Below are 25,755 nucleotides of genomic sequence, written 5' to 3'. Positions count from 1 at the left end.
TCTCGCCCCAGTGATTACGTCTGCTTAGCGCTCACTCGAGACCACAGCGCTCTCGCCCATTCCAGTCGGCGCACGGTTCTCGTAGGCGGGCCAATCCTCGTCCATCTCGGCGTCGGTGAGCAGACACTCATCAAGGCGCGCTGCAAGCGCCTCGAGATCGATGTTGCGCCCGATCAGCGCCAGTCGCGTCTCTCGGTCGCCCCATTCGTCGTCCCAGGGGAGGTCGGGTTGGCCCTGCCGGTACAGCTCCTGGCGCTCCTCGGAGAAACTGGCGATCCACCGGCCCGTCACCTCGAGTGCGGTCTCGTCACCGGCGTAGCTCATCGTGATGGCCTGTTTCTCGCGACCGGCGATCCAACAGAGGCCTTTCGCGCGCACGAGGCCGTCGGGGAGGTCCGACAGGAACGCCTCGAGGCGTTCGGGGTGGAACGGCCGGCGACGGTGGTAGGTGTCGACGGCGATGCCGTAGCGCTCGGGCGGGTGGACGTGGTCGTGATGATCGTGGTCGTGGTCGTGGTCGTGGTCGTGATCGTGATCACTGTCCGTGTGGTCGTGGTGGTCACCGTGATCGTGGTCGTGGCCATCGTGCTCGTGTTCCTCTGCCTCGATCACCTGCTTCCAGCCCGCCGACTCGGCGGCTTCTTCGAGATCGAATCGCTCGACTCCCAACAGTTCGTCGGGCTCAAGCGCGCCGTACTCCGTCGTCACGATTTCGGCGCGAGGCTGGAGCGTCTCGAGTAAGGCGACGACGCGCTCGCGTTCGTCGTCGTCGACGAGATCGTACTTGTTGACCACCAGCAGGTCGCAGAACTCGACTTGCTCGAGGACCAGATCCGCGAGCGGGCGCGTGCCGGAGTCGTCGGCCCCCTGTATCTCGGGTCCGTCCGCGTCGGCGTCGGCAAAGCGGTCGTAAAATCGCCGCGCGTCGACCACCGTCACGACGGCCTCGAGATCGTACGGGCCGCCGGCGGGTCCGCGGACGAACTGACGAGCAATCGGCTCGGGTTCGCTGACGCCGGAGGCCTCGACGACGAGGTGATCGAACTCGTGTTCCTTCCAGAGTTGGATCACCGCCTGCGAGAGTTCGTTGCCCAGGCTACAGCAGATACAGCCGTTCTCGAGGGCGACGACCTCCTCGCCGGTCTCGAGATCGGTGCGCGCTTCCACGAGGTCGGCGTCGACGTTGACCGCGCCGACATCGTTGACCAACACGGCAATATCTCGCTCGCCGGACTCGAGGAGTCCCGAGAGCAGCGTCGTCTTCCCCGCGCCGAGTTCGCCGCTGAGGACGGTGACCGGAACAGACATCTGGTTACTGGGAGAGTGCGAGTTCACGTTGGTCTTCCGGTTCGAACGGGTCGAGGTAGGACCCCCAATCGTCGTCCATCTCAGCGTCGGTGAGCACGCAGTCGTCAAGTCGCTCGATCAGTCCCTCCTCGTTGAACTCGCGGGCGATGAACACCAGCCGGGTCATTCGGTCGCCGTACTCCTCGTGCCAGTCGTCTCTGAGCCCGGGGCGGGCGGCGAAGTACTGCTCGCGCTCGGCTTTCGGCAGGTTTGCGAGCCACGTCCCGGAAGGCCCGGCCCGGACCGAAGTGCCGGCTTTGTCGACGCCCATCGCGACATCTTCGCGACCGGCGCTCCAGAAGAAGCCTTTCGCGCGGACGACTTCGTCCGGCAGGTCCGACAGCAGGGTAGCGATGCGCTCGGGGTGGAAGGGGCGGCGGCGCTGGTAGACGAAGGAGGTGACGCCGTGTTCCTCCTGTGGGTCGTGATGGTGGTCGTGCTGAAGTTCGTGTTTCCAGCCAGCCGAGTCTTGTGCGCGCTGGAAGTCGAACTCACCGGTGCCGAGGATTTGGTCCGGCTCGATGTTCCCGAACTCCGTGCGGATGATCTCCGCGCGCGGCTGGAGGCGCTCGAGAACGGCCTCGATCTCTGCGAGGTCATCGTCTGGGACGAGGTCGCACTTGTTGAGCAGGAGTACGTCACAGAACTCGATCTGGTCGAGCAGGACCTCCTCGGGGACACGGCCGGAGTCGCCCTCGAGTTCTTGCTCCGTAAGGGCGCTGCCGGAGTCAAAGGACTCCCAGAAGCTGTGGGCGTTGACCACCGTCACCATCGTATCCAGTGCGTAGGTGTCGGTCGGGTCGAACTCGGCGTCCTCGAAGCCCATCGCGAACGTCTGGGCGACGGGAATCGGCTCGGAGATACCGGAGGATTCGACCAACAGATAGTCGAACTCTCGGCGCTCGGCGAGTCGGCCGACTTCGTCTAACATGTCGCCACGCAGGCGACAGCAGATACAGCCGTTCGACATCTCGATGACCTCCTCCTCGCCGCCGAGGTCGGACTGCTGGGTAACGTGTTCGGCGTCGACGTTCACCTCACCCATATCGTTGACGACGACGGCGACCTCTAAGCCGTGGTCCGCGGTCAATACGTGATTGAGTACGGTGGTTTTGCCCGCACCGAGACTACCGCTCAGAACTGTCACAGGGATTCGACTCTCGTCCATATCGGTTGTGAATACGTACCCGCGTCTTGTTAATGTTGGTTATTACGTTCTCGCTGTGCAGTTCATAACAAATATTATTATCTCAAGTGTCCATTTTCATACTATGCCCGTCGTCAGCGTCTCGATGCCGGCCGAACTTCTCGAGCGACTCGACGCCGTCGCCGACGATCACGACTACACCGCCCGCAGCGAAGTCGTCCGCGAAAGCGCCCGCACCCTGCTCTCGGAGTTCGACGACGACCGACTCGAGGATCGCCGCCTCGCAAGCACCGTTACTGTTCTCTACGAGTTCGCGAACCAATCCGTCGAGCGCCGCGTGACGGACATTCGCCACGAACACGAGACGGCGATCATCTCGAACGACCACAGTCACGTCGGCACCGCTCGCACTCGAGACGATGGTGACGACGCTGCGGATCCGGTGACAAAGGCAACGATCACCGACTCACAGCCCGGGTTCTGTCTCGACGTCTTCGTCCTCGAGGGCGACCTCGAGGAGATTTCGCAGTTCGTCGGCCAACTCCGCGCGGTCGAGGGTGTCGACACCGTCGACTACTCGCTGGTGCCGCTGGACGCGGTCGGACAGCTCCCGGAGACACAACGGAGCACATAGGTCGTCTGTGAGTTCTCGAGGAAGAGACGCACAACCGATACTCCACATTCCCAAACCCTGAATTCGCTCGGAACGACCGCTCTTTACGAGTAGTGTTCGAGAAAACAGCGCCAAAGCCAGGACTCGAACCTGGGACAACCTCGTATCTGCGGCGACCAGGAAACCTGTGTCACCGTAACAGCGAGGTGCTCTACCATCTGAGCTACTTCGGCTCATTCTTTGATTGGGCGGTGCATTTGATAGGGCTTTCGTTTTCCGTTTCGAGAGGCCGTCGCTTCCTGCGGTTCGATACCCTTTCACCCACGGCTCGAGTAAAGACACCCAATGAGCGACGAGGAAGCCGATCCGGACGACCGCAACGCAGGCGACACAGACGGCGACCTCGAGGCCGTCCTCGAGACGGTCCGTGAGCGAGTCGATCCCAGCCCCGACGAGCGCGAGCGCTTGCGGACAGTGGCCGACCGACTCGCCGCACGGGCCGAGGACGCTGCAACCGACCTCGATTCCGGTGCTGACGTCCTGCAGGCGGGCTCGACGGCCAGAGACACCTGGATCAGCGGCGACCGCGACATCGACATTTTCGTTCGCTTCCCGCCGGAACTCAACCGCGAGACGCTCGAGCGCTACGGGCTCGCGGTCGGCCACGAAACGCTGCCCGAAGGCCACGAGGAGTACGCCGAACATCCCTACGTCAAAGGCACCGTCGAGGGGTTCGACATCGACGTTGTCCCCTGCTTTCGTCTCGAGTCTGCGACAGAGATCCGGTCGGCGGTCGACCGCACCCCCTTCCACACGCAGTATCTCGAGGCCCGACTGGACGACGACCTCGCGGCCGACGTGCGCCTGACGAAGCAGTTCCTGAAAGGCATTGGATCCTACGGCAGTGACCTCCGGACGCGTGGCTTTAGCGGCTACCTCACCGAACTGCTCGTCGTCGAGTACGGTGGCTTCCGCGAGTTGCTCGAGGCCGCTACCGAGTGGCAGCCACCGGTCAAACTCGATCCCGAAGACCACGGACAGGAGACCTTTACGGACCCGCTCGTCGTCATTGACCCAACTGATCCCGAACGAAACGTCGCCGCCGTTTGCTCGGCTGCGAACGTTGCGCGCTTCCAGCACTACGCTCGCGCGGTTCTCGATCAACCCGCACTCGAGTACTTCGAAGCCGACGATCCCGAACCACTCTCTGAATCCGAACTTCGCGCCCACCTCGAGCGCCGCGGAACGATTCCGGTCGCTGTGCGTTTCGAAGCCCCAAATGTGGTCGAGGATCAACTCTACCCACAACTCTATAAGTCGCTCTCAGGAGTGACACAAGGGCTCGACGACCGCGATTTCGACGTATTCCGCGGGACGACGTTCGCCGACGAAACAGCCGTGATCTTCGCGGAACTCACCGTTGCCGAACAGCCCGGTGTCGAACGCCATCAAGGTCCACCAGTCCACGTCACAGGCCACGCGAAAGGGTTCTACAGTGCCTACGCAGACGATCCAGACACCTACGGCCCGTTCATTGAGGGCGGGCGCTACGTCGCCGAACGCGAACGAAATTTCACGACCGCGCGTGGGTTCCTCGAGAGCGAGCGACTCTTCGATGTTGGACTCGGCGCACACGTCGAGACGGCCCTTAAAGACGACTACGACGTGCTCGTGGGCGACGAAATCACAGCGTTGCTCGCAGAGTTTGGGCCGGAACTGAGACAGTACTTCGAGCCGCGGCCATGAGAGCAGTATAGCGAGCACCACCACTCGGCGACAAGTGTGGCCTACGACGGGTCGAACTGGTACTATAGCCCGTGAGCATCGGCCACGTCCTCGATGACCGCAGCGGCGTCGTCGCTGAAGTCGCCATTCGGTTCGATTGGCTCCCGACCGTCGAACGTCTCGTGGACCATCGCGACGCTGTCTGCGAGGACATCGAGGCTGTAGCCACCCTCGAGCACGAACGCCAGTCCGGCGTTACACTCGTCTGCGACCGCACGGAGTCGGTCGGTCAGCAAGGCGTATGCCTCCGTCGAGAGTCGAATCCGAGAGATTGGGTCGTGGCGATGAGCGTCGAACCCCGCACTGACCAGCAGGAGATCGATATCGGCGTCCTCGAGGACGGTCGTAATCGGTCCATCGACCGCGGCGAGGTAGGCGGCATCCCCAGTGCCGGCTGGCAGTGGGAAGTTCATCGTCGCTCCCGTGCCCGCACCCTCGCCGGTCTCGTCCACGTCGCCAGTGCCCGGATACAGCCCCTGCTCGTGTAGCGAGACGAAAACGACGTCATCACGGTCGTAGAAGATATCCTGCGTCCCGTTACCATGGTGGACGTCCCAGTCGACGATTGCGACGCGCTCAACGTCGAAGTCGTCGCTGTCGAGTGCATGCTGGGCCGCAATCGCGGCATTGTTCGCAAAGCAAAACCCCATCGCGTCGTCGTAGACGGCATGATGGCCCGGCGGACGGCCGAGCGAAAACGGCGTCTGCCGTCCAGATGCACCCTCGAGTGCGGCATCAACTGCCCAACAGGCGAGTCCGGTGCTGTGTTGAATCGCGTCCCAAGTTGCTTCGACAGCGGACGTATCAGGATCCCAGTCCCCGCCCCCATCAGCACAGAACTCCTCGACTGACTCGACGTACTCACGGTCGTGGACGGCAGCAATTGTCTCGAGGTCAGCAGGACCGGCATCGACGTACTCGACCCCGTGTTTGCGCTTCAGTCGCTCACGAATCGCACGCAATCGGTCGGGTGTCTCTGGATGTCGTGGCCCAGGGTCGTGCTCGAGACAGACCTCGCTGTAACCAAATTGCATGTCACTTTCTCTCAAATAGCGAGAAGTACGTCTCGATGTCGTCGTCAGTAATGGTCCGTCGATCCGCGTGGTGAGCGAGGATCGCCGCCGCTCTGGCAACGTTGTCCGCATAATCCTCGAGAATGTCCGCAAGGGCCACACGGGCGTCCATCGAGACGCGATATTGATCGTCGATATCCAGTCGAGCAATCCGGTCGACGGGTGCGACCGGCAACTCGAGATCGTCCTTGTCGACGACCGCTCCGACGCCGAAATCCTGCGCCATCAGCGTCTTTCGGCCATCCGCAGTCGCCTCCTCGGCGGCATCGACTGCGAGTTCACTACCACGTTCTTGAATCCGTGATGCGAGTGCCTTCGACGCACTGGCACTCACCCGAAGATCGCCCGCGTTCCGCCGGATGATCGTATCAACCGGGGCAAACGGGAGTTCGACGTTCATATCATGCTAGGCGAAGTAAACGCCCTTAACGCTTTTCCTAGGCGCTCGAGGGTGTTTCGGCCGCTCAGAACACGTTATTTGCCTCGAGACGGCCCTCACGGACGACCCCACGAGCGGTCACTTCCTCGCCAAGACCGACATCCGCGTCGGTCGCGACGCTCATCGTCGTTTCGCCGTCATCGAGAACGACCGGGTCCCCAGCCTGCACGACGACGCCGGTGAACTCGGTTTCCGCGCCGTCAGCAGGGGCGTCGTCATCGCTGGCAGCAGAGTCGGACTCGCCATCAGAATCAGTGGTCGCCGAATCGTCGGCTTCGTCGCTGGAATCGGCAGTATCGCCAGCGAACGCGGACAGCCCTGCGTTGTTGCTGCCAGGACTGGCGTCGTCGTTTCCGCTCGAGGCCGCGTCAGCCTCGGACTCGAGGACCGTAATCGTCGACTGCCAGCCCGCAGAAGCCTCGAGATCGTCCTGCCAACCGTCCTGGATCTCGACGTCACCGAGGGCGACCTCGTCGCCGGGTCCGATATCGATATCGGCTTTTTCACCCCACATTGCGACGCGGATGTCTCCGGTTGCATCCTGGACGCGAATATTCCGAACCTGTCCTTCGGAGCCGTCATCCCGGTCGAACGTGCGTTTTGGATCTGCAGAGCGGACGACACCCGCAAGGTCGACCGTCTGTCCGATCTCGATGTCTTCGATAGGTGTGCTTTCAGGAACGTACTCGATGTCCTCGTCGACTTCTTCGACTGCGCCACGGTTGCCAACGTGGAGTTCGAGGGAGCCATCGCGTTCTTTGACGTAGCCATCGACGACTTCCGCGGTGACACCGGGGTCGAACTCGGTCGCGAGCTCTGCCTGCTCATCCCACAGCGTGACGCGCACGCGCCCGGTCGAATCGCCGAGGACGAGATTCGACACCTTGCCCTCGGAGCCGTCATCACGGTCGAAGGTTCGGACGGTGCCGGTGTCGAGGACGAGTCCCACGAGATTCACGTTCGACAGTCCAAGCGAGAGACTCTCGACGGTATGGGTATCCGACACCTGCACCTCGTCGATCTCCGTATCCGGATCCGGTTCGACCTGATCGACGCTGATCTCGACGCCGCTGAAGCCCTCCTTGGGGCGGCCCTTGACCCGCAGAACCTGTCCCTCCTCGAGTTCCTCGATGGCGGCTTCGGCGTGTTCGTCCCAAAAGGCCGCTCGCACGGAGCCAGTTTCGTCTGCGACTTCGACGTTGACGACGCGGCCATCTTCGTCCTCACCGTCGCGGTCAAAGGTCCGAACCTCGCCAATCGAGAGTACCTTGGCGACGAACTTTGCTTCCTCCATGCCGGGTTCGATATCCGCGATGCCACCAACCTCGCTCTCGCCGACCTCGTGAGCGATGAGCATCGCCGCTGTCTCCTCATCCGCGAGTCCCCCCATCTGCTCGACTTTCTCCTCGACGGCCTCGCGAAACTCCTCGAGAGAAACGTCGGCCTCGAGGTCCTCATATACGCCCTCGATGTCGCTCATTCTATGCTCGTGCATGGGTAGCCCGCGCATAAACATTGCCCATTCGGCGTGAACGCACCCCCCTCGAGCGTCGCAGTCGGGCGTCGCCACACCCATCACCAGTCGCGGTCATGCCTCCGTTGGTCCCGCCTTCGTATATAAAACCGCGCCTGTGGTGGAGAGTACATCTCGAGGATAGCTCTGGAGGCCTCGAGTGATCGCATGCCCACGTGACCCATGGCTGTCGCCCCCAACCCTCAGTGGGAAGCCCTTTCGAAAGTGCTTTAATAGTCCCCCGGTTACGAATAGATGAGTCCTGGTAGGGTAGTGGACTATCCTCTTGGCTTGCGGAGCCAGGGACCGGAGTTCAAATCTCCGTCAGGACGTTTCTCTTCAGCACAATACTGCGAGCGTAGCGAGCAGTCCGTGCTGAAGGAAACTCCGACGCGGAGATTTGAGCAGACAAGTTGCAGCCCGGAACGGCGCTTTGCGCCGCACGCCCGGAACATCTTGGCGAGTTCAAATCTCCGTCAGGACGCTCACTTATCGCGAGTGCTTCACGTTGTTCAGCACTCGCTTTTGGTTCGGTCCTGACGTGCCTTACGCTCACTGCGTTCGCGTAAGACTCCGTCAGGACGTTTTCACCGACACAACAACGCCGAGCGAAGCGAAGAATCTGTGCTAAAGGCAACTCTGACGCGGAGATTTGAGCAGATAAGTTGCAGCCTAGATGCGATTACGCTGCACGCCTGGAACAGTTCTAACATGACAACAACAGGAGGACAGTTAGCAACGAGGACACTTATAAATAGAAAACAATCTCGAGAGCAAAATTGAATCCGCAAAACGAAGGTCCTGTACACTGCCACTAACCGCTTCAAAAAAGTGGAATAGAGCTGGGCAACCGCCACTATTATAATTATTAATGTGTTAGATGCGCGGATTTAGGTACCGTTATATACAAGGATGTTGCCTTTCAGGCAGAAGCCGTATGGAATCTGCACTCACTCAGACTGGATCAACGGGCACCGCAGGAACTCTTGTACGATACGATATTGCAGACGAACAGTCGGTTACTGAAGCCGTTATCGACGCCGTTGCCACAGCCACTGGAACGGATCCCATCGAATTGCCACCGCTGTATGACAGCATCGATCCGGACGCCCTCAATACGCTGTTCGACCGCCAGCGCGAGGGAGCCGGCCTCGAGATGGCCTTTTTCTATGCCGACTACCACATTGCTATCGAGGGTGGCGACCGCATTATCGTCTCGGCGACCGAGTAGCCGTTTTCGTCGTTACTGCATCGCTGCGAGCGGGGACTGCGCCACTCCGGCGTCAAGGTAGTCCTCGAGTTCGTCGATTTTCTCGAGCGAGACGGAGCCATCGGGACCGGCATAGTCGATAACGCTGTAGTCGGCTAGCTGCGGCAAGTGCTGGTGGATGAGACTGATTTTCGCACGGGAAACTGCAACGTGTTGGTCAACGTCAGCAGATGCCCCAGATGGGGTGGATGCGAGTTCGGTGGCGAGTTCGTCAACTGTCATTGGACCGCGTTCATACAGTGTCTCGAGGACGCAACGCCGATCCGCGTTCGAGAGGAGGGTGAAGATATCGTCGGTTTCCATTCGTATCCGTATAGTAGACTATGGGTGCAAAAGCCTCGTTCCAAATATATTTGGGGCGAGTGCTGCGCGGAGAATCGATAGACGTGACTCATAGTATAGGCGGCAGTAGGGCGTGTGCTATACACGTAAAACTGGGTGAGAGGAGTAAGCCCCCTTCTGTTCATCCCGGCATTTGGCTAAGCGTCCACGCCGTCCACGGCTCACAGCGAGCCGTGGGGTGTTCGGGCTACCACGGCATGGACTTGCACCGGTGAGGATTCGCCGTTCCATCGATCCTTGGCCGTCGAAGTGTGGCCAGTCACGCCGACTGTGGTCGACGACTTCCGTCGTCTCATGTCCCGACGTTCTCACATCGGAGACGTGTCGAACCGCGTTCGTGACTCGTGGGTTTGAACCACGATATCGACCACACTTGCTTGACAGTCTGAACGACTGCGTGTCCCTCTGCGGGTTCACTCCCCGTCCTCTCGGTTGGGTTCGCACGCATCATCGGTCAGGCCAAGACGTGTCGTTTCTGTTCCAGAGCCAGTGGTCTCCCACTCCGGACTTGCGTCCGGTCACCTGCCCGAACAGGTGGGGGGACTTTCCTCGCGTACGTGGCGCATCTCAATGAGATGGGCCACTGTATGAGCGTTGGGCAATCCGATGGGATGCCATCAGCAAACGAACGCGTCGTCGCCGACACGTTCGCCGCGGCAGCCAGGCTCTCTCTCCCACCAACTGTAGTGGCTGAAGGTGAATAAGTTCCCCGATTATGAGGGTGGTTTGGCTCTCGAAACGAATGGAAGCGTTTTAGGAGCGGCATTGCTATGTACTGTTGTATGTCCCAGCGACAGGGCGTCGACCTCTCCTATGAAGACGGGGCACGTGCGGTCGAACTCGCGCGTGAATCCCTCGAATCTTACGTACAACACGGGCAACGAGAACAACCAGGCAGCATGCGGGAAGCCTTCTACGAGCGGACGGGCGCGTTCGTCCGCCTCGAGTCAACGCGCGGGCGGGGCAGCCTGCGCGGGTGTGCTGGTGGCTACCGTTCGGACGACCAACTCGGCCACGTCATCGTCGACGCGGCAATCGAAGCCGCGAGCGAAGACTCCTGTGGCTCCGAAGTGAGTCCCTCTGAACTGTCGAATCTCACCGTCTCGGTCTGTACCGTCAGAAACGTCATCCTGACGGACGACCCATTGGCCGACCTCGAGGTCGGAACTCACGGCGTCGCCATCGACGGCGGCGAGGGCGGGTGGCTCTATCCGACGGTGCCAGTCGAGAACAACTGGAGCGCACGCGAGTATCTGGATCGCACCTGCCGGAAGGCGAAACTCGCGCCAGGAGCCTGGCAAGACGACGACGTCGTCGTCACGCTGTTCGAAGGGCAGGTCTTCCGCGAGCGCGCGGCCGACGGCAGTATCGAAGAAGTCTAAGACAAACAGGGGCTGGGGGAGTCCGACTCAGTATAGACGAACGATGGGGGCATCGTTCGTCGAGAACATGCGATAGCACAGACGGTGTCGGTTACACCACTGTAGCAGCATCCTTGAGGACGCGAAGTGACGACTCGAGTCAGGATTGTTCGGCGAGTTTCAACTGGATTAAATCCTCGAGCGCAGCGAAGACAGCGTGAACGACGAGCCAGAGGATGAGACCGTACGGGAACAAGAGGAGGACCATCCCAAGTGGGCCGACCGGACCGAGAAGAACTGGGACCAACGCACTGATCAAGACAGCGAGAAGGCCGATGCCAAACAGTTGGAGTGTTAGCCGGTTCGCGATGTCGGTCCGGGATGGCCGTGTGTCCGACGGAGCGGCGGATTCCATATCGGATCGATTGAGTCCAGAGTGTTCAATCCGTTGATTCGTTGAATCCAACCGCGTCAGCGTCAGCCAGACAACGTTCAGTTGCGTCCTCGAGATCAAACTCCCGGACGATTTCGCCGCCGCGAATGAGTGGCTCGAGCAGTGCCTCCCCATCGTCGGGCCCCTCTTGATTCGCCAGTGCGACGTGGTGACCGCCGTCTGCGGTTCGATAGACCTCTTTGACGCCGGAGAGTTTGCCGCGCTTGGAGACCGGTTCGCCATCTAGTTCGACGATATCGAGGCTGAAGTCGACGGATGGTGCGCCGGTGATGTGACTGCCGACGCCGAAGCCGTCGGCGACGTCGCGCAGTTCGCGGATCGTCTCGGGCTCGAGGCCGCCGCTACAGAAGATATCGACGTCCTCGTGGCCGCGCGCGTCGAGTTCCCAGCGGACCTCTCGAGCGATGTGTCTGAAGTCGCCGCGGCGGGAGCCGGTGGTGTCGATGCGGACGCCGTCTAAGTCGTCGCCGAGCGTCTCAGCGGCCAGCAGACTCTCGCTTTTTTCGTCCCAGAAGGTGTCGGTGAGTGCGATTCGGGGGACGTCTGCGGGAACGGCCTCGTCGAAGGCCGTCCAGGCCTCTGCCTGATTCCCCTCACCGAAGCAGAACATGAGCGCGTGGGGCATCGTCCCGCCCGGTTCGCGCTCGAGCACCTCGCCCGCGGCGATGTGTGAGAAGCCATCCAATCCGGCGAGCAACGCGGCGCGTTCGACCGTTGGGGCGATTGCGGGGTGGACGTGGCGCGCACCGAACGACAGCACCTGTGAGTCGGGCGCGGCCAGTCGCGCCTCGAGTGCGGCCGTCGCGAAGCCACTCGGCTGTGAGAGAAAGCCAAGCAGTGACGTCTCGAGTTCGGCAAACTCGAGATACGACCCTTCGATTCGCATGACGGGGCCGCCGTCGAACAGTTGCCCGTCCGGGAGCGCGTCGATATCGACGTCGCGGCCTTCGAACAGCGTCGCCACGTCTTTGATACCCGTGAAAACCTCGAACGCGCCCGTTGGGAACTGGTCGGCAGTTACTTCGGCGACCACGTGGGGATTCTTGCCGGTGTGCTCGAGCGTCGTCCGGGTGCGCTCGAAGTAGGCGTCCGTCGCACGCCCCTCGAGAATTGCGTCGTCAGGGACGGTATCGAACGGTGGTGACATACGGGCGACTTTCCGCCTGACGCAAAAAAGCTACCCGTCTGCCATCGATGACGCCATCGAGGTTGCGGCCGTCGCCGGGGCGGCCGATGGGTGGCTGTGATCACCAGCTAGCGCAGCCGTGGCCACCGAGTCGCTGGCGTGAATCGACTCGAGATCATCGACAGTGGGCGCGCCGATGATCGTGACGGTGTCGTCGCTGACAGCAAGCCGGTACGCACCCGCGAAGGCATCGCCGTCGGCGATTCGATACGTCTCGCCGGTCGCGTCGTCGACCCGCTCGGCGTCGTTGGTCTCGAGCACAGTTCGGTAGGCGCCGGCGAACTCGTCGGCGTCGGCAGCGCTCTCCCAGGCGAGTTCCCAGACGTGGCCAGTCCGGTTCTCGTCGGCGGTATCGTGATACACCTGGAACGTATCGCCAGCCCAGCCGTCGGTTTCTGGGGCCGAATAGTTGTACGGCGAGAGCGTCGTTGCACCCTCCGTCAGCGGCCGGTCGATTGCGCCGTTCGTCCAGAGCGCACCGAAGATCGTGGCCTCGCCGACCGTCTCAGTTTGTGCCATCCCATCCCCGATAGTTGCCGGCTCCCACTCGTCGCTCGAGCGGTCCGGAATCGTCACGGTGACCGGTTCATCGTCGGGATACCGCTCGGGATGGATCACCTGTGAGGTACTCGCCGGTCGGTCGTCGTAGGCGCGGTCGACGCCGCCCCAGTCGGACTCACGGTCGTGAAGCGCCTCGACGAACGCTGGCCCCTCGGAGTAGGGCGCGTAAATCGAGAGGAACAGGCCGACGTTGAACGGCTGGCTCTCGAGGTCACCCGCGTCAGCACTGGCGTCGGCGTCGTCACCGCTCTCGTCCGGATCAACCTCATCGTCTGCCTCGAGTTCGGCATCTGCCGGCGCGCCGATTTCGGGGAGACACTGCCAGTCGTCGTCACAGCGCTCGGCGTACAGGTGTGGCAGATAGTTCGCCTCGCCTTCGATCAGACCCGTTTCCGCGCGCTGGGCGTCGAGCGTCTCGCCCGTCCGCTCGAGGCCGAATCGCTGATCCTGGAGTGCGTGGACGAGTTCGTGGACGAGCGTGTCGCGATTGACGCGAATCTCGTCAGTGTCGTCCGTAATGATGACGATGCGGTTGTTGGTGTAGTATCCCTGTACCGCCCCACCGTAGAGCGTATCGCGCGCCTGATTGACGTCCGTCTCGCCGTCGACGACGAACATCCCGCGCCAGAGTTCGTTCTCGAACGCCGAGGCTGGCGGGCTCTCGCCGCGCTGGGTGCGATACTCGCTTCTGTCGATCACCTCGAGATCGACGTCATGATCGAACTGCAGCCCGCGGATGACTTCGATCCGCGTCATTGCCCGGTATTTGACGGCCTCGAGTTCGGATTCGGTCAGCCCCTCACTGCCGTCGAACTCGAAAACATCGTCGTACGCGTAGGTGCCGATGTGGCCGGCCTCGCGGTCGTCGTCGAACTCGTCGAGCGCGCCGGGTACCGAACAGCCCGCGAGGACGACGAGAAAGACGACTGCGAAAAGCCTGAGTCGCGTCATACCCGGTGCATTCGACGGGGTGAGGAAAGGTCCATCGCTCCGGCGGCTGGCAGAACACCGACGTCACGGGTGCAGGCCGCCAGCATCGCCCGTGTGAGATGAGACGGCCGCCAGTGTCAGCGAGGCAGGCTCAACAGGTGAAAGCAGACCGGCCGTAAGTGCATCCTCGCTCGCGGGTGCAGCGCCCTCGTCGATGTCTTCGAGTGCGTCAACCGACGGCGCGCGGACGATGGTCACCGTCTCGCCGTCGCCGTCGTCGCTATGCTCGAGATAGTACGCCCCAGGGTAGGCGTCGCCCTCGATTTCGTAGGTGTCCTGTCGGTCCTCGACGGGTTCTGCGCCGTAGCCCTCGAGCAGGTAGAGATAGCCCTCGTAGAACTGCTCGGCGTCCTCGCTCGAGGTCCAGCGGGTTTCCCAGACGGAGCCGGTGTGGGAAACGGCGTCGAGCGGGTCCTCGGCCGCGAGACCATCATCGCTGACGTAGGTGACGAGTTCGTCGCCAGCCCAGCCGTCAGTTACGGCGTGATCGTACTCGAGGCTGGGGTCGAAGCCGACGAGTGCGGACTGGTCGATCACCGTTGGCTCGCCCGTCTCGAGTGCGCCAGCGCCGAACATCGCGACCATGCCGGCCTCGCCGACGGTTTCGTTCGCCACCCCGCCGTTGACCTCGAGTTGCTGCCAGTCGTCGCTCGAGCGGTCCTCGACGGCGATATCGGCCGGGGCGCGCTCGTCGCCGGGGCGGATCACTTCGGAACTGCTCGCAGGCGGGTCGTCGTAGGCGTCGTTGACGGCGTCCCAGCCGCCCTGGTCTAACAGGGACTCGAGGTAGTCGGGGCCGTCCTCGTAGGGCTGGAACACGGTGAGGTAGACGCCCCAGTTCGGCTCGGGTGGCTCGGCGGCGTCGCCGGTCGGCGGGAGACAGGCCCATTCGTCCCCACAGCGCTGTTCGTACTCGGTTTCGACCCAGACCGCATCGCCTTCGATGAGGCCGTTCTTGGCGTTGTCCTGATCGATGGTTTCGCGGTCGAACGTCGAGAGGTCGAAGTGCTGGTCCTGCAGGGCGTGAAGCAGTTCGTGACCGAGAATCACTTCGTCGAGTTCGGGCGTCTCCGGGTTGTCGGAGACGATGACGACCTCGTCGGTTGCGGGGTCGTAGTAGCCGCCGACGGTGCCGCCGTACATCGCTTCGATGGCGTCGACGGCGTCCTCGTCGCGTTCGACCATAAACAGCGTCTCGTAGTTGGCGTTTTCCTGCAGGCGCTCGTCGGCGGTCACGTCGACGAAGAGGTCGTCACTGTCTTCGTGAAACTCCTCGCGAGAGATGACGTCGACTGGAACCTCGTCTTCGAACGGCAACTCGCGGATAACTTCGACGCGAGCCATCGAGCGGTAGATCACCGACTCGAGGTCGGCTTCGTCGACAACGGCGTCGTCCTGGTCGTCAACCGCGAGGTCATCGTCGTACCAGTAGCCGTCAACGTAGCCAATCGTCTCGGTGGTCGAGGGGTCGTCAGGGCGGTCCTCGGGAGGGGCGTCGGAGGCGGTGTCGTCGGATGTCGACTCGGCGTCGGACTCGTTGTCGGGGGCCGGGCCGTCGGACAGCAGGCCGGGCACCATGCCGGCTGCTGTGACACCGATGATGGCGAGAACGACGACGACAACGAGGACACTGAGAAGACGGGTGCGCGTCTGAGTCATTCGGTCTGAACAGGCCAGCGTACGGACGCGGCTGCAAAAAGACCGCTGGTCGAACGGTGAGCGGCGCAGTCTGGCAATGGCCGGCGAGCACAGCCGCCGTCGCGAACGTTTTCACACCCGCGTTCGTAGCCCCGCGTATGACACTCGAGCTCGAGGCCGACCGAACCGCAGTCGTCGTTGTCGACATGCAAAACGGCTTCTGTCATCCGGACGGGGCGCTGTACGCGCCGGGCAGCGAAGACGTCATCGAGCCAATCGGTGAGTTGGTCGCGCAAGCAACCGACGCCGGCGCATCCGTTATCTACACCCGCGACGTCCACCCGCCCGAGCAGTTCGAGGACGCCTACTACTACGACGAGTTCGAGCAGTGGGGCGAACACGTCCTCGAGGGCTCGTGGGAGGCCGAGGTCGTCGAGGAACTGCCCGTCGAGGAGGCCGATCACGTCGTCGAAAAACACACGTACGACGCGTTTCAGAAGACCGAACTCGAGGGCTGGTTACGCGCTCGAGGCATCCGCGATCTGCTGTTCTGTGGCACGCTCGCGAACGTCTGCGTGCTCCACAGCGCGGGCAGTGCCGGCCTGCGCGATTTCCGCCCGCTGTTGCTCGAGGACTGCATCGGCGCAATCGAAGACGACCACCACGAGTACGCCCTCGAGCACGCAGACTGGCTGTTCGGTGAGGTGACGACCAGCGACGAGGTGGCGTTCGGCGGCGAATAGCGTAGCCACTGACACTCACTGCACATCTGTGCACCAGACGGATCGGCGATCAGTGTGGTACTCGTTGCAGTTGTTACTATAGAACAATCACCAACCCTTGCGTTGTGACCGCAGGAAGCGTAAGTACAGGTGGCAAAATGAGCCGCCGAATATATGAGTTGGGTGCCATATATTTATACTGGGCGACGACTCGGCTCATCTATGGATAGTATTTTTCAGCCACCATCTCGAGTGGCCATTCTAGGATTTTGCCTTGCATTCGGGGGAGGAGTAGTGACAGGAGTTGTCGGGTTTGGGCAGTCGTGGCCAGAAACGCTTGCCCCTGCCATTGGAAGCGGAATCGGTCTTGCGGTTGCGTTCTACGTTGTCTTCCCTCGTGTTGTCACGCACTACAGATGAGATGTCCGCAGGCACACCCATCACATAGTCCAGATATCATCTCGAGAATGGGATAATACGTGTTGCCAGCGGCGACGAAACAGGAGTCCTGACTGGCCGAGAAAGTGGACGCTCCGATCTGGATATGAATATAATTCGCCGAAAATCATTAAGTAATCTATTGTCGTAGGTACTGTTACTTGGTAGCAATAGCCACGCTACTAAGTATGACGACCCGTTCTACGGGGAGTCGGGGGAGAACCAATGGCGACACAACAGCAACCGTACGACGAGACGGTGACAGACATCGAGGAGACGTTCGGGATCATGCCGGGGTATTTGGACGCGCTCCCGGAGGACGCCTTGCAAAACGAGTGGCCGAACCTGAAGCGGTTCCTCTTCGGCGAGACGGCGATTGACCCGAAGACCCGCGAGTTAGTCGGGCTCGCGGTGGCCGCAGCAATCGGCTGTGAGTACTGCAGACACTTCCACAGAGGCGCGGCCCAACTACACGGCGCAACCGAGGCAGAACTCGCGGAACTCTCGTTCCTCGCGAGTTACACACCACGCTACAGCGCCCTCATCCAGGCCCAAGACTACGACCTCGAGGTCTTCAAAGACGAAACCGAACAGATCGCGACCCACCTGCAATCGCAGTCGGCCGCAGGCGACGACTAATCACGTGAGCACCATGTCGAAGGCACACAAACTCGATTGTGAATCGGTCTCGGACACCTGCCGATTTATCATCCAATCGGAAGACGAAACGGAGGCGGTCGAACTGGCACAGAAACACATGCGGGAGTTCCACGATCAGGACCTCACCGAGGACGAACTGCACGAAGACCATCTGCAAGTCGTCTGAGGGCAGACTCGAGGCGGGGCACCTGGGGCCAACGAAGTCACAGGGGCACTCGAGTCTGTTCTCGCGTGCACCCATCGGGCGGCAGCCGACCCAAGGCCGAGGAAGGAGGACTTTTATCGATTCCTTCGAAGAGGTAGCTATGACAGTCCCTGCAGTGGTGGGTGGTGAGCGTCGATGAACGAGCGCCGCATACAACTGATGTACGTTATCGGCATGATCCTCTCAGGTGCAGCCTTGATTTCGGCGGCGATGGCCGGCGATACGCTGTTTGCGATCACGTTCGGGGTCATCATCGTCTATCTCGTGATCCGCTACTGGATGGTCTCGTCCGGTAAATTCTAGGGTCCTCTTGGACTCGCGACACTCACGTGGGTCTGTATATATCGTGAACGAATACAGGGCAAGATGTATATTCCATGTGAACGTTCCACATGATATGGACCCCGCGTCGGTTCCGCCACTTCCCGACTATATCGAACTCGTGATCTATAGCTACTTGCTGGTCGTTGCGGCGATTGGCTGTTTCCTCTATAGTCGACTCTGGCGCAGCGCTCGAGACACGGAGTCGTCGACAACTCGAGGCGACGGCTCGCAGTCGAACTCACAGCTGTAGGCCCAGGAATCGCCTGAAAAGCACGGTCACGCCGAGGGAGTCAGTTCGTCCCACGACCGAACCTCGCCACCGTACTCGTCGACGAGCGCAGCGGCGTCGTCCTCGTCGGCAAAGGGGAGCAGATCCTCGCCCATCGCCCCCTCAATCCCGCTGTCGACGACATAGGAGAGAGCCGTCGCGTCCGCGAACGCCGCCGCCTCGACGTGACTCGAGACGTACGTCGTCCCCTCGCGCTCGAGGAGGTCGTAGTCGACGCTCGAGTAGTCGGTGACGAACGCCTCGCGAAGCTCCCAGCCGCGCTGGACGCGTTCGTTGTGGTAGACGAGCAGTTCGGCGAGGCTGTCGAACCACGCCGGCCCGTCGCGGTCGTCGGGTTCGCCGTCGGCGTAGAACAGCTGACCGGCGGGGCCGTAGTGGTCTGCGATCACCATCCCGCAGACGTCACAGGACTGGCCGTCGGTCAAGGCAACCGGCTCCGCGGGCGCGTCGGCATCGGTCTCGTCGTCCTCGAGACAGCCCGCGAGCGCGACGGCCGCGACGCCGCCGAGTCCGGTCAGTATCCGCCGCCTCGAGTGTGAGTGACCACTCGAGATGGCGTGTTCGGCGCGTTCGTCGCCAGTGTGGCGCGTCATAGTCGTCGCCTCCGAATTGCGAGCGCGGCGAGGGCGATGGGCACGACGATCCAGCCGACGAAGACGGCGATGAGCACCGGCGTCGACAGGCCGGCGTCGGCAAGGACGGAGGCAAAGCCGGCGTCGCCGGCCGCGCCGAGCGTCCCGAGCACGAGCGCCCGGAAGACGCCGGTCGGGTTCGCGAGTAGCATCACCGAGACGGCCGCGTCCGACAGCTCGAGGGCAGAAATGACGCCGAGTGCGAGCAGGTCGTGGACGAGGACGAACCACGCCCACGCGAGCAGGGAGATGCCGAGCGCGTGCGTTTTCTCGCGGGCCAGCGTCGAGACGAGGACGGCAAGCGCGAGGAACGCGAGCGCGAGGCCGACGGTCGCGAGCAGGAAGGCCACGTAGGCGTCGAACCCGGCCAGGCCGAACTCGAGGAGCAGGAAGCCGCCGGCGATCCCGAAGCCGATGATCGTCGCGCTCGCGAGAACGATGGCCCGTCCCAGCGACGCGCCGACGACGATCCAGGCGCGATCCACCGGCAGCGAGAACAACGTCTGGAGCCAGCCGCTTTCCTCGCGGCCGACGACGACGTCGTAGCCGAACGCGAGCGCGACCAGCGGCACGAGGTAGACCGCGAGGACGGCCAGACTGGCGACGGTCCGCTCGAAGCCAGCCGGGCTCACGCTCGCGCCGCTGAAGGTCGTCAGCCCGAGCGCGAACGCGGCGAAGATGGCGATCAGCGCGACCGCCCACCGGCTGCGAACCGCGAGGCGGTACTCCGTCTCGGCGACGACCAACAGTTGGCGGTACCAGACGCCGGACTCGCCCGACTCGCTCGAGTCGAGGTCGGTTGCCTCGACGGCCTCAGTTCCGACCGCGGTGCTGTAGCCGCCGTCCGGTCTGGCTTCGGGCGCGTCTCGGCCGCGGTCGGCGTCAGTCTCGGGTGGCGACATTATGCCCTCACCTCCGTCGCCGTGTCGGTCGAAGGGGCGTCACTTTCGTCGCGAAGTGCCTCGTGGAACGCCGCCTCGAGACCCGGCTCTGTCACTTCGAAGCGCTCGACGAGGTCGGACTCGAGGTCGCCACAGAGGGCGACCGCGGCGTCGCGCTCGCAGACGACCTCGAAGCCTTCGCTCGTCTCGGTCACTGCGCCGCGGCCCTGGACGGCCTCGAGCAGGTCTGCACGGGAAGCGTCAGCCGCTGGGGACAGCGACACGGTGACGCGGCCGTCGGCGGTCTCCTCGCGCAGTTCCGTCACGGAGCCGACCGCGCGCAAACTGCCATTCTCGAGGATGGCGACCTCGTCACAGAGGCGTTCGACCTCGCTCAGCACGTGCGAGGAGAGGACGACGGTTGCGTCGGTTTCGCGGCCGATCCGCTCAATCGTCCGGTGGAACGTGGCGACGCCGCGCGGGTCGAGTCCGGCCGTCGGCTCGTCGAGAACGAGGACGGGCGGGTCGGGAATCAGCGCCGCTGCGAGCCCGAGTCGCCGGCCCATCCCGTTGGAGTAGCCCGAGACCGCGCGGTCGGCCGCATCGGCCAGACCGACCGTCTCGAGGGCGTCCTCGATCCGTCGGTCGCGCGCTTCGAGCCCCCGGACGCGGGCGTGGACGTCGAGCACTTCCCGACCGGTCATCGCCGGCGGGAAGCCGGCGTGTTCGGGCAGGAAGGCGACGCGCTCGCGGACGCTATGTCCGGCTTCGGCAACGTCGATGCCGCCGACTTCGATCCGACCCGCATCGGGGCGGTCGTGACCGACCAGCAACCCGAACAGTGTCGTCTTTCCCGCTCCGTTCGTCCCGAGGACGCCGAACGTCGACCCCGATGGAATCTCGAACGAGGGTCCCTCGAGTGCGACGACGTCGCCGTAGCGCTTGTGTACGTCAGTAATCGTGATCTGCATAGTACTCTCTCCAGTTGTCGTGTGGTGGTTCGGCGAGCGGTCGGTGGTCGACGACGCCGGGTGACTCGAGGATCGGGAACGAACTCTCGGCCATGCGGACGGCATCGAACGCCGGGCTTTCGGCGAAGACGGCGGCCTGGGGCTGCTCACGGACGAGTTGCTCGACGGTGCCTGCGGGCTGGTGGCGGACCGCGCTGGTGCCGTCGCCGTCGAGGTCGCTCGCGCGGGCGTCCGACCAGTAGTTGCCGCCGTCGGTGTCGTTCCAGGCCAGTTGCGAGGTCGTCGAGGCGTAGGCCTGCTCGCCGTTCTCGATGACGCTGTTGCCGACGACGCGCTCGTCGGTGCTGCCGGCCGTAAAGTGGATTCCGACGCCGTTCTCGAGGACGAGGTTGTCGATGATCTCGTTCCCGTGGGCGTTGTAGACGTAGAGCCCGTTGCGGTTGGCGACGACGGCGTTGTCTCGAATTTCGGAGTTGTCGACGTCCTTGACGAGGATCCCCTGCCCGCTCGGCCCGTCGTTGTTCACGACGACGTTGTCGACAATCGTCAGGTCCTGTGAGACCATCAACGCGAAGCCGACGTCGTTGTCGAAGGCGACGTTGCCCTCGAGATGGTTGTGATCGGAGTACATGTAGTGGACGCCGTAGCGGAGGTCCCACAGGTGGTTGCCGTCGGCGCGAACGTCCTCGGACCACGAGAAGTAAATCCCGTCGCGGACGGTCGTAATCTCGTTGTCCAGCAGTTGCGCGCCGTCGGCACGGTCGAGATGGATTCCGTTGCCCCGCTGGGACTCGCCGATCTCTTCGCGCCCTGCGATGGCGGCGTCCTCGACGGTGACGTTCGTCGCTTCGGTGATCCAGATACCGAACGTCGACTCGGTGATCCGCACGTCAGACAGCGTCGCGTCGGAGCCGTTGACGTAGATGCCAGCGTCCTCGGTGCTTCGGTCAGGGCCGGACTCGCGGACCCAGAGCCCGTCGACGGTGACGTTCGCTGCCGTTATCTCGAGGACGGTGCCCTCACCGCTCCCGTCGAGCAGCGCGGCCTCGGTGCCGGTCTCGCTCCCGACGGCGCTGTCGGCCGCCTCGAGCGTGAGATCCGACGTCTCGACCGTTACGTGCTCGTCGAACCGGCCCTCGAGCGTGATCGTATCGCCGGGTTCGGCGTCGTCGACGGCAGCCTGTACGGAGTCGTACGCTTGGTCCTCGAGCGTTGCGACGCCCGATTCGTCAGGTGCCGTCACGTCGCGCGGGTCGTCCACGTCGGGTGTCCAGCCCTCGATAGTCGCGTCCGCGGTACCGCTTGCAGGGCCGTCGGCCGCGACGACGGCTGCACCGAGTGCGACAAGGAGGACCGCGACGGCGGCGACGAGGAGCCAGGATTCGCGGTCAGTCATCGCGGCTCACCTCGGAATCTGTCGGCGACGGCGTCTGGTCGGGCCGCGACGAGGATGGCGGGTCGGTGCTGCTGACAGGCTCTTCGTGTGCGTCGCCCGTGAGGCGATCCAGTCGCTCGCGGACGAGCGCCGGGACGTCCCCGAGGGTGGCCTCCGAATCGCGAGACAGGAACGCGACTACGAGCAGCGCAAGCGCAACGAGCGTGAGGTAGCCGCCGGGGCCGAACCAGGCGAGGCCGCTGATGTTCGCGATTTCGTAGGTGCCCAGTAGCGGCGGCGTGAAGCCGTCGATTCCGCGCATCGGCGCGTCGGGATCGAGCGTATGGCCGGCCTGGTAGAGCCGGTACTGGATGGCCGCGAACATCGTGACGAACACGGCAAGCGTACCGGCGAGTTGGCAGGTCAGTCCGAGCTTCAGCTTTCGGACGGTCGGTGCAAGCGCAACGAACACGCCAGCGGCTGCGACGGCGACGAACGCGAGCGGGCCGACGGACCACTCGGGCACCTCGATTGCGTTCGGATGGACGTCGTAGTTCGGCTCGAGGAAAACCGGATCCGGATAGTAGAACCCGACGTACCGGTTGAGTCCCTGCGTTTCGGCGACGTCGCCCTCGAGGCGTGGATAGGCGTACAGTTCGACGAACAGGCCGTCGGGGTACTGGGGTGCCTCGAGCGTGATCCGCCACATCGGGAGCGCGATTGCGACGAGTAGCAGCGCCGCCGCTGCGAGCGGGAGCGCGCGACGGAGTTCAGCGAGTTTGGTGAGTTGTGACATGGCGGAACAAGGTGGGAACGCGGGTGTTAGTCAGCCGGTTCGACCAGCAGCCGCGAGCGCATCTCGAGGTGGAGTGCGCTACAGAAGTACGCACAGTAGATCCAGTAGACGCCGGGCTCGTCGGCCGTAAACGTCACCTCACGGGTTTCCTGCGGTGCCAGCTTGATGTTGACGTTGTGCTGTGGGATGGCAACGGAGTGGAGGATGTCCTCTTCTTGCTCGATGTTCGTCGAGCGGATGGTCACTTCGTCGCCCTCCTGGACCACGATGTCCTCGAGTCCGAAGGTGTTTCGCGCGTTGTACATCTCGACGTGGACCCGGTCGCCGTCTCGCTCGATGAAGTTGTCCTCGTCGTCCGGCGAAATGAACTCGAGTGCGAGGTCGTCGGGGTCGTACACCGACGCGGGATCGAGTCGGTCGGCGCGGACGATAGAGGCGTCGTGCGGTTCGGGGTAGGCGGGCGTGTCCTTGACGAGTTCCATCCCGGCGTCGTCGTCGCCGATGTAGAACAGCTGGTCGTTTTCGGGGAAGACCGGCCCAACCGGAAGGAATCGGTCCTTCGAGAGTTTGTTGAGGACGATCAGCCAGTCGCCCTGCGGGTCGCCAGTGTAGGATTCAGCGGCGATCAGGTGGCCGGGGCTGTAGTGGACGTCGTGCTTTTCGATGACGGGGTCAGCCGAGCCCATCTCGGCGTCGACGGCGGCCTCGATATCCCACTTGACGACCTGTGAGTCGACGAAGAGGGTCGTATACCCGTGTCCGCGACCGTCGTAGGCGGTGTGCAGCGGCCCGTTGCCGACGTTGACTCGGCCGGCGATTGCGTCGTTGGCGTCGTCGACCTCGTTGAGCTGATCGACCTCGATGATCGTACAGGTCGGATCGAGTTTCCCGGAGGCAATCGCGTACTCGCCGTCGGGCGTGACGCTCACGCCGTGGGGGTTCGTCGGCACGTCGATGTATCGAACGAGCGGCTCGTCGCCGTCGTTCAGCGGGCTATCTTCAGTGCCGTCGACGACGGGGACGCCGTTGATTTCCTCGAACTCGCCGGCATCGACCGCGTCCTCGATTCGCGGGATGTTGAACGCGACCACGTAGTCCGTGTCAGACGCGGTCATCTCCGACTCGGTGACGGCCTCCTCGGTGTTGTAGCTGGTCGTAAAGAACCACTCGCCGTACTTCCCGGAGTCACCGTTGTCGAGGTTGCAGTCGACGCGAACGTCCCACTCGTGGTCGAACGGGTCCGCCGACATCGCCGACAGCGTCGAACCGTACTCGCTCGGATCCTCGAGATCGCGCCCGTCGTTAGGAATCGGCACACGTAGTTCGCCGACGCCGAAGATGAGTCGGGTGTCGGGCATCAGCGCACAGGCACCGTGGGTTCCCTGCTGGTTCGGCAGGTCGATGATCGCGTCCGTCTCGAAGTACTCGAGGTCGATGCGGGCCATCCGGCCGTTCGCTTTGTCGTTGACGAAGAGCCACTCGCCGTCGTACTGGTTGTCTGTCTGGCTGACGCGCGGGTGGTGCGTATCTCCCCAGGTGTAGCCGCCTGCCTCCTGGAGCATTTCGTGTGTTTCGTCGTCGAAGCCATAGCCGCGTGCACTCTCGACGTTGAACACGGGGATTCGCATAATCTGGCGCATCGACGGGACGCCGTACACTCGGATATCGCCGGAGTGGCCGCCAGAGAGGAACGCGTAGTACTCGTCGAGTTCGCCGGGTGGGACCGACGCGTCGACGTCCGCTGCCGCGGTGGTCTCACCCTCGTCAAGTAAGTTCGTACACCCGGCTAGCGATCCTATCGCCCCGGCCGCCGCACCGGCTTTCATGAAGTCGCGTCTCGGAATGCGTGCAAATAGCGGGTCGCGGTCGTCTTCGACGGCGGTGCGTGTCGAGTTCCCCCCAGCAGTGTCGTGTGTGTCAGTCATTGTCCTTTGATCGATATGTTTGGTATCACACCGTTCGAACGCCTCGGTGCTCGGTACAGATGCGAATTGGGAGGATACCCTAATAGGAACGCTTCATATTCCCATTTGGAAGTAACCCACCAGAACCAGTTCGGCCGATCCTTTATATGCTATCTCGAGAAGGATTCTATATAAGAAATAATATATTTCGAGTGCGTCAGAGGGTCACGGCAGTGACGCACACTGCGGGTGCAGTATCGACAGATGGAGACACACCGTCACCGAACGGACGCTAGGCGCGGAAGATCCGATACGCTCCCTGTCCCGTTGCAACCTCGCGGATGTCGCCGTCGGGTGACTCACTCGTGACCGTGACCTCGCTGACGCCGACGCTCGAGCCCGCGCGGATCACGGTTGCTGTCGCCGTGAGATCGCCCGTCGCCGGCCGGAGGTAGTTGACGTTCAAATTGATCGTCGCGATGCTGCCCGCGAGTGGCTGCTCGAGTTCCGTCCGAAGGGCGAGTCCGCCGGCGGTGTCGATGAGCGTCGCGGCGATGCCGCCGTGGATGTCTGCGCGCTGATTTGCGTCAGCGTTTGGTCGCGTGTTGGTCAGTTTCTCGTCGTAGGGCACCGAGAGCGTCATCGTTCCGTTGTCGACGTCGTCGACTGTCGTGCCGATCCACGAGAGGAACTCCTGGTGTTCGTCGATAAAGTACTGGACGAATTCGGCGATATCGTCGTAGGCTGCGGGATCAGTGGCATCTGCATCGTCCGCATCGTCTGTCATGGCCGTTCATCCACCAGCAAGCCCCTTTATCCCTCGTACACGGCTCGTCAGT

At 62.7% G+C, this 25,755-nt stretch carries 26 protein-coding genes, 2 tRNA genes and 1 other RNA gene; 10 read left to right on the top strand and 19 right to left on the bottom strand.

Annotated elements, in window-relative coordinates; translation table 11 throughout:
- Nucleotides 1-24: 24 nt before the first annotated feature.
- Complete coding sequence (locus B2G88_RS15580; RefSeq protein ID WP_054863858.1) at nt 25-1,308, bottom strand: CobW family GTP-binding protein; 1,284 nt, start codon at nt 1,306-1,308, stop codon at nt 25-27.
- A gap of 4 nt (nt 1,309-1,312) precedes the next feature.
- On the bottom strand, nt 1,313-2,515 hold the full coding sequence (locus B2G88_RS15575) for a GTP-binding protein (protein WP_054863857.1): 1,203 nt from the start codon (nt 2,513-2,515) through the stop codon (nt 1,313-1,315).
- A 103-nt stretch (nt 2,516-2,618) separates the two neighbouring features.
- On the opposite strand from B2G88_RS15575, the gene B2G88_RS15570 reads away from it, so the two are divergent.
- Complete coding sequence (locus B2G88_RS15570) at nt 2,619-3,128, top strand: CopG family ribbon-helix-helix protein (RefSeq protein ID WP_054863856.1); 510 nt, start codon at nt 2,619-2,621, stop codon at nt 3,126-3,128.
- 108 nt (nt 3,129-3,236) lie between these two features.
- Here B2G88_RS15570 and B2G88_RS15565 read toward each other — a convergent pair.
- Nucleotides 3,237-3,340 (bottom strand) — tRNA-Asn (locus B2G88_RS15565).
- A 112-nt stretch (nt 3,341-3,452) separates the two neighbouring features.
- Here B2G88_RS15565 and cca point away from each other — a divergent pair.
- On the top strand, nt 3,453-4,853 hold the full coding sequence (gene cca, locus B2G88_RS15560) for a CCA tRNA nucleotidyltransferase (protein ID WP_054863855.1): 1,401 nt from the start codon (nt 3,453-3,455) through the stop codon (nt 4,851-4,853).
- A gap of 62 nt (nt 4,854-4,915) precedes the next feature.
- On the opposite strand, the gene B2G88_RS15555 is transcribed toward cca, so the two are convergent.
- The 3 genes from B2G88_RS15555 to B2G88_RS15545 all read right to left on the bottom strand — a co-directional run bounded on the left by B2G88_RS15555 (nt 4,916) and on the right by B2G88_RS15545 (nt 7,884).
- Complete coding sequence (locus B2G88_RS15555; protein ID WP_087715271.1) at nt 4,916-5,926, bottom strand: histone deacetylase family protein; 1,011 nt, start codon at nt 5,924-5,926, stop codon at nt 4,916-4,918.
- Between the two features lies 1 nt (nt 5,927).
- A complete protein-coding gene (locus tag B2G88_RS15550; RefSeq protein WP_054863854.1) occupies nt 5,928-6,365 on the bottom strand; it encodes a histone in 438 nt (145 codons plus the stop codon).
- 64 nt (nt 6,366-6,429) lie between these two features.
- Nucleotides 6,430-7,884: a single-stranded DNA binding protein gene (locus B2G88_RS15545; RefSeq protein ID WP_087715270.1), complete on the bottom strand. Its 1,455-nt coding sequence runs from the start codon at nt 7,882-7,884 to the stop codon at nt 6,430-6,432.
- Between the two features lie 292 nt (nt 7,885-8,176).
- On the opposite strand from B2G88_RS15545, the gene B2G88_RS15540 reads away from it, so the two are divergent.
- Nucleotides 8,177-8,249 (top strand) — tRNA-Arg (locus tag B2G88_RS15540).
- Between the two features lie 605 nt (nt 8,250-8,854).
- A complete protein-coding gene (locus B2G88_RS15535) occupies nt 8,855-9,148 on the top strand; it encodes a HalOD1 output domain-containing protein (RefSeq protein ID WP_176393266.1) in 294 nt (97 codons plus the stop codon).
- A 12-nt stretch (nt 9,149-9,160) separates the two neighbouring features.
- On the opposite strand, the gene B2G88_RS15530 is transcribed toward B2G88_RS15535, so the two are convergent.
- Together B2G88_RS15530 and rnpB are read right to left on the bottom strand one after the other, a co-directional pair.
- Nucleotides 9,161-9,490, bottom strand: a complete 330-nt coding sequence (locus B2G88_RS15530; RefSeq protein ID WP_054863853.1) for a DUF7344 domain-containing protein — start codon at nt 9,488-9,490, stop codon at nt 9,161-9,163.
- Between the two features lie 137 nt (nt 9,491-9,627).
- Nucleotides 9,628-10,098: RNase P RNA component (gene rnpB, locus B2G88_RS15525), an RNA gene on the bottom strand.
- 213 nt (nt 10,099-10,311) lie between these two features.
- Between rnpB and B2G88_RS15520 the strand changes: the two genes are divergently transcribed.
- On the top strand, nt 10,312-10,911 hold the full coding sequence (locus B2G88_RS15520; RefSeq protein WP_054863860.1) for a TIGR00296 family protein: 600 nt from the start codon (nt 10,312-10,314) through the stop codon (nt 10,909-10,911).
- Nucleotides 10,912-11,050: 139 nt separating this feature from the next.
- Here B2G88_RS15520 and B2G88_RS15515 read toward each other — a convergent pair whose 3' ends face one another.
- From B2G88_RS15515 to B2G88_RS15500, 4 genes are all read right to left on the bottom strand, one after another.
- Nucleotides 11,051-11,305 carry a hypothetical protein gene (locus B2G88_RS15515; RefSeq protein WP_054863851.1) on the bottom strand — a complete coding sequence of 85 codons (255 nt, stop codon included), beginning with the start codon at nt 11,303-11,305 and terminating at the stop codon, nt 11,051-11,053.
- A gap of 25 nt (nt 11,306-11,330) precedes the next feature.
- Nucleotides 11,331-12,491 carry a nicotinate phosphoribosyltransferase gene (locus tag B2G88_RS15510; RefSeq protein ID WP_087715269.1) on the bottom strand — a complete coding sequence of 387 codons (1,161 nt, stop codon included), beginning with the start codon at nt 12,489-12,491 and terminating at the stop codon, nt 11,331-11,333.
- 30 nt (nt 12,492-12,521) lie between these two features.
- Nucleotides 12,522-14,042, bottom strand: a complete 1,521-nt coding sequence (locus B2G88_RS15505) for an Hvo_1808 family surface protein (protein WP_087715268.1) — start codon at nt 14,040-14,042, stop codon at nt 12,522-12,524.
- Nucleotides 14,043-14,105: 63 nt separating this feature from the next.
- Nucleotides 14,106-15,740 carry an Hvo_1808 family surface protein gene (locus B2G88_RS15500; protein WP_087715267.1) on the bottom strand — a complete coding sequence of 545 codons (1,635 nt, stop codon included), beginning with the start codon at nt 15,738-15,740 and terminating at the stop codon, nt 14,106-14,108.
- A gap of 137 nt (nt 15,741-15,877) precedes the next feature.
- Here B2G88_RS15500 and B2G88_RS15495 point away from each other — a divergent pair, with 137 nt between their 5' ends.
- The 5 genes from B2G88_RS15495 (at nt 15,878) to B2G88_RS19695 (ending at nt 18,318) form a co-directional block, all read left to right on the top strand.
- Nucleotides 15,878-16,462, top strand: coding sequence for a cysteine hydrolase family protein (locus B2G88_RS15495; RefSeq protein WP_087715266.1), 585 nt, complete (start codon nt 15,878-15,880; stop codon nt 16,460-16,462).
- A gap of 642 nt (nt 16,463-17,104) precedes the next feature.
- Nucleotides 17,105-17,518, top strand: a complete 414-nt coding sequence (locus B2G88_RS15490; protein ID WP_054863848.1) for a carboxymuconolactone decarboxylase family protein — start codon at nt 17,105-17,107, stop codon at nt 17,516-17,518.
- 13 nt (nt 17,519-17,531) lie between these two features.
- Entirely contained in the window at nt 17,532-17,705 is a 174-nt protein-coding gene (locus B2G88_RS19200) for a DUF1059 domain-containing protein (RefSeq protein ID WP_140408882.1), read from the top strand.
- Between the two features lie 174 nt (nt 17,706-17,879).
- Nucleotides 17,880-18,047, top strand: coding sequence for a hypothetical protein (locus B2G88_RS19700; protein ID WP_176393265.1), 168 nt, complete (start codon nt 17,880-17,882; stop codon nt 18,045-18,047).
- Nucleotides 18,048-18,141: 94 nt separating this feature from the next.
- On the top strand, nt 18,142-18,318 hold the full coding sequence (locus tag B2G88_RS19695) for a hypothetical protein (RefSeq protein ID WP_176393264.1): 177 nt from the start codon (nt 18,142-18,144) through the stop codon (nt 18,316-18,318).
- 26 nt (nt 18,319-18,344) lie between these two features.
- On the opposite strand, the gene B2G88_RS15485 is transcribed toward B2G88_RS19695, so the two are convergent.
- The 7 genes from B2G88_RS15485 to B2G88_RS15455 all read right to left on the bottom strand — a co-directional run bounded on the left by B2G88_RS15485 (nt 18,345) and on the right by B2G88_RS15455 (nt 25,703).
- A complete protein-coding gene (locus B2G88_RS15485; RefSeq protein WP_054863847.1) occupies nt 18,345-18,950 on the bottom strand; it encodes a nitrous oxide reductase accessory protein NosL in 606 nt (201 codons plus the stop codon).
- The gene (locus B2G88_RS15480) at nt 18,947-19,891 is read right to left on the bottom strand and encodes an ABC transporter permease (protein WP_087715265.1); all 945 of its coding nucleotides are present in this window, start codon (nt 19,889-19,891) and stop codon (nt 18,947-18,949) included. The genes B2G88_RS15485 and B2G88_RS15480 overlap by 4 nt, the downstream gene beginning before the upstream one ends.
- Nucleotides 19,891-20,841: an ABC transporter ATP-binding protein gene (locus B2G88_RS15475; protein WP_087715264.1), complete on the bottom strand. Its 951-nt coding sequence runs from the start codon at nt 20,839-20,841 to the stop codon at nt 19,891-19,893. The genes B2G88_RS15480 and B2G88_RS15475 overlap by 1 nt, the downstream gene beginning before the upstream one ends.
- Nucleotides 20,822-22,237 carry a nitrous oxide reductase family maturation protein NosD gene (nosD, locus tag B2G88_RS15470; protein ID WP_054863631.1) on the bottom strand — a complete coding sequence of 472 codons (1,416 nt, stop codon included), beginning with the start codon at nt 22,235-22,237 and terminating at the stop codon, nt 20,822-20,824. The genes B2G88_RS15475 and nosD overlap by 20 nt, the downstream gene beginning before the upstream one ends.
- On the bottom strand, nt 22,230-23,012 hold the full coding sequence (locus B2G88_RS15465; protein ID WP_087715263.1) for a hypothetical protein: 783 nt from the start codon (nt 23,010-23,012) through the stop codon (nt 22,230-22,232). The genes nosD and B2G88_RS15465 overlap by 8 nt, the downstream gene beginning before the upstream one ends.
- Nucleotides 23,013-23,038: 26 nt before the next feature.
- Nucleotides 23,039-24,937 (bottom strand): TAT-dependent nitrous-oxide reductase, encoded by a 1,899-nt coding sequence (nosZ, locus tag B2G88_RS15460; RefSeq protein WP_087715262.1) that lies wholly within the window; start codon nt 24,935-24,937, stop codon nt 23,039-23,041.
- Nucleotides 24,938-25,208: 271 nt separating this feature from the next.
- Nucleotides 25,209-25,703, bottom strand: a complete 495-nt coding sequence (locus B2G88_RS15455) for a PaaI family thioesterase (RefSeq protein WP_054863632.1) — start codon at nt 25,701-25,703, stop codon at nt 25,209-25,211.
- Nucleotides 25,704-25,755: the final 52 nt, after the last annotated feature.

The organism is Natronolimnobius baerhuensis, from assembly GCF_002177135.1.
Lineage (GTDB): Archaea > Halobacteriota > Halobacteria > Halobacteriales > Natrialbaceae > Natronolimnobius > Natronolimnobius baerhuensis.
This window is presented reverse-complemented; position numbering and strand designations above follow the sequence as displayed.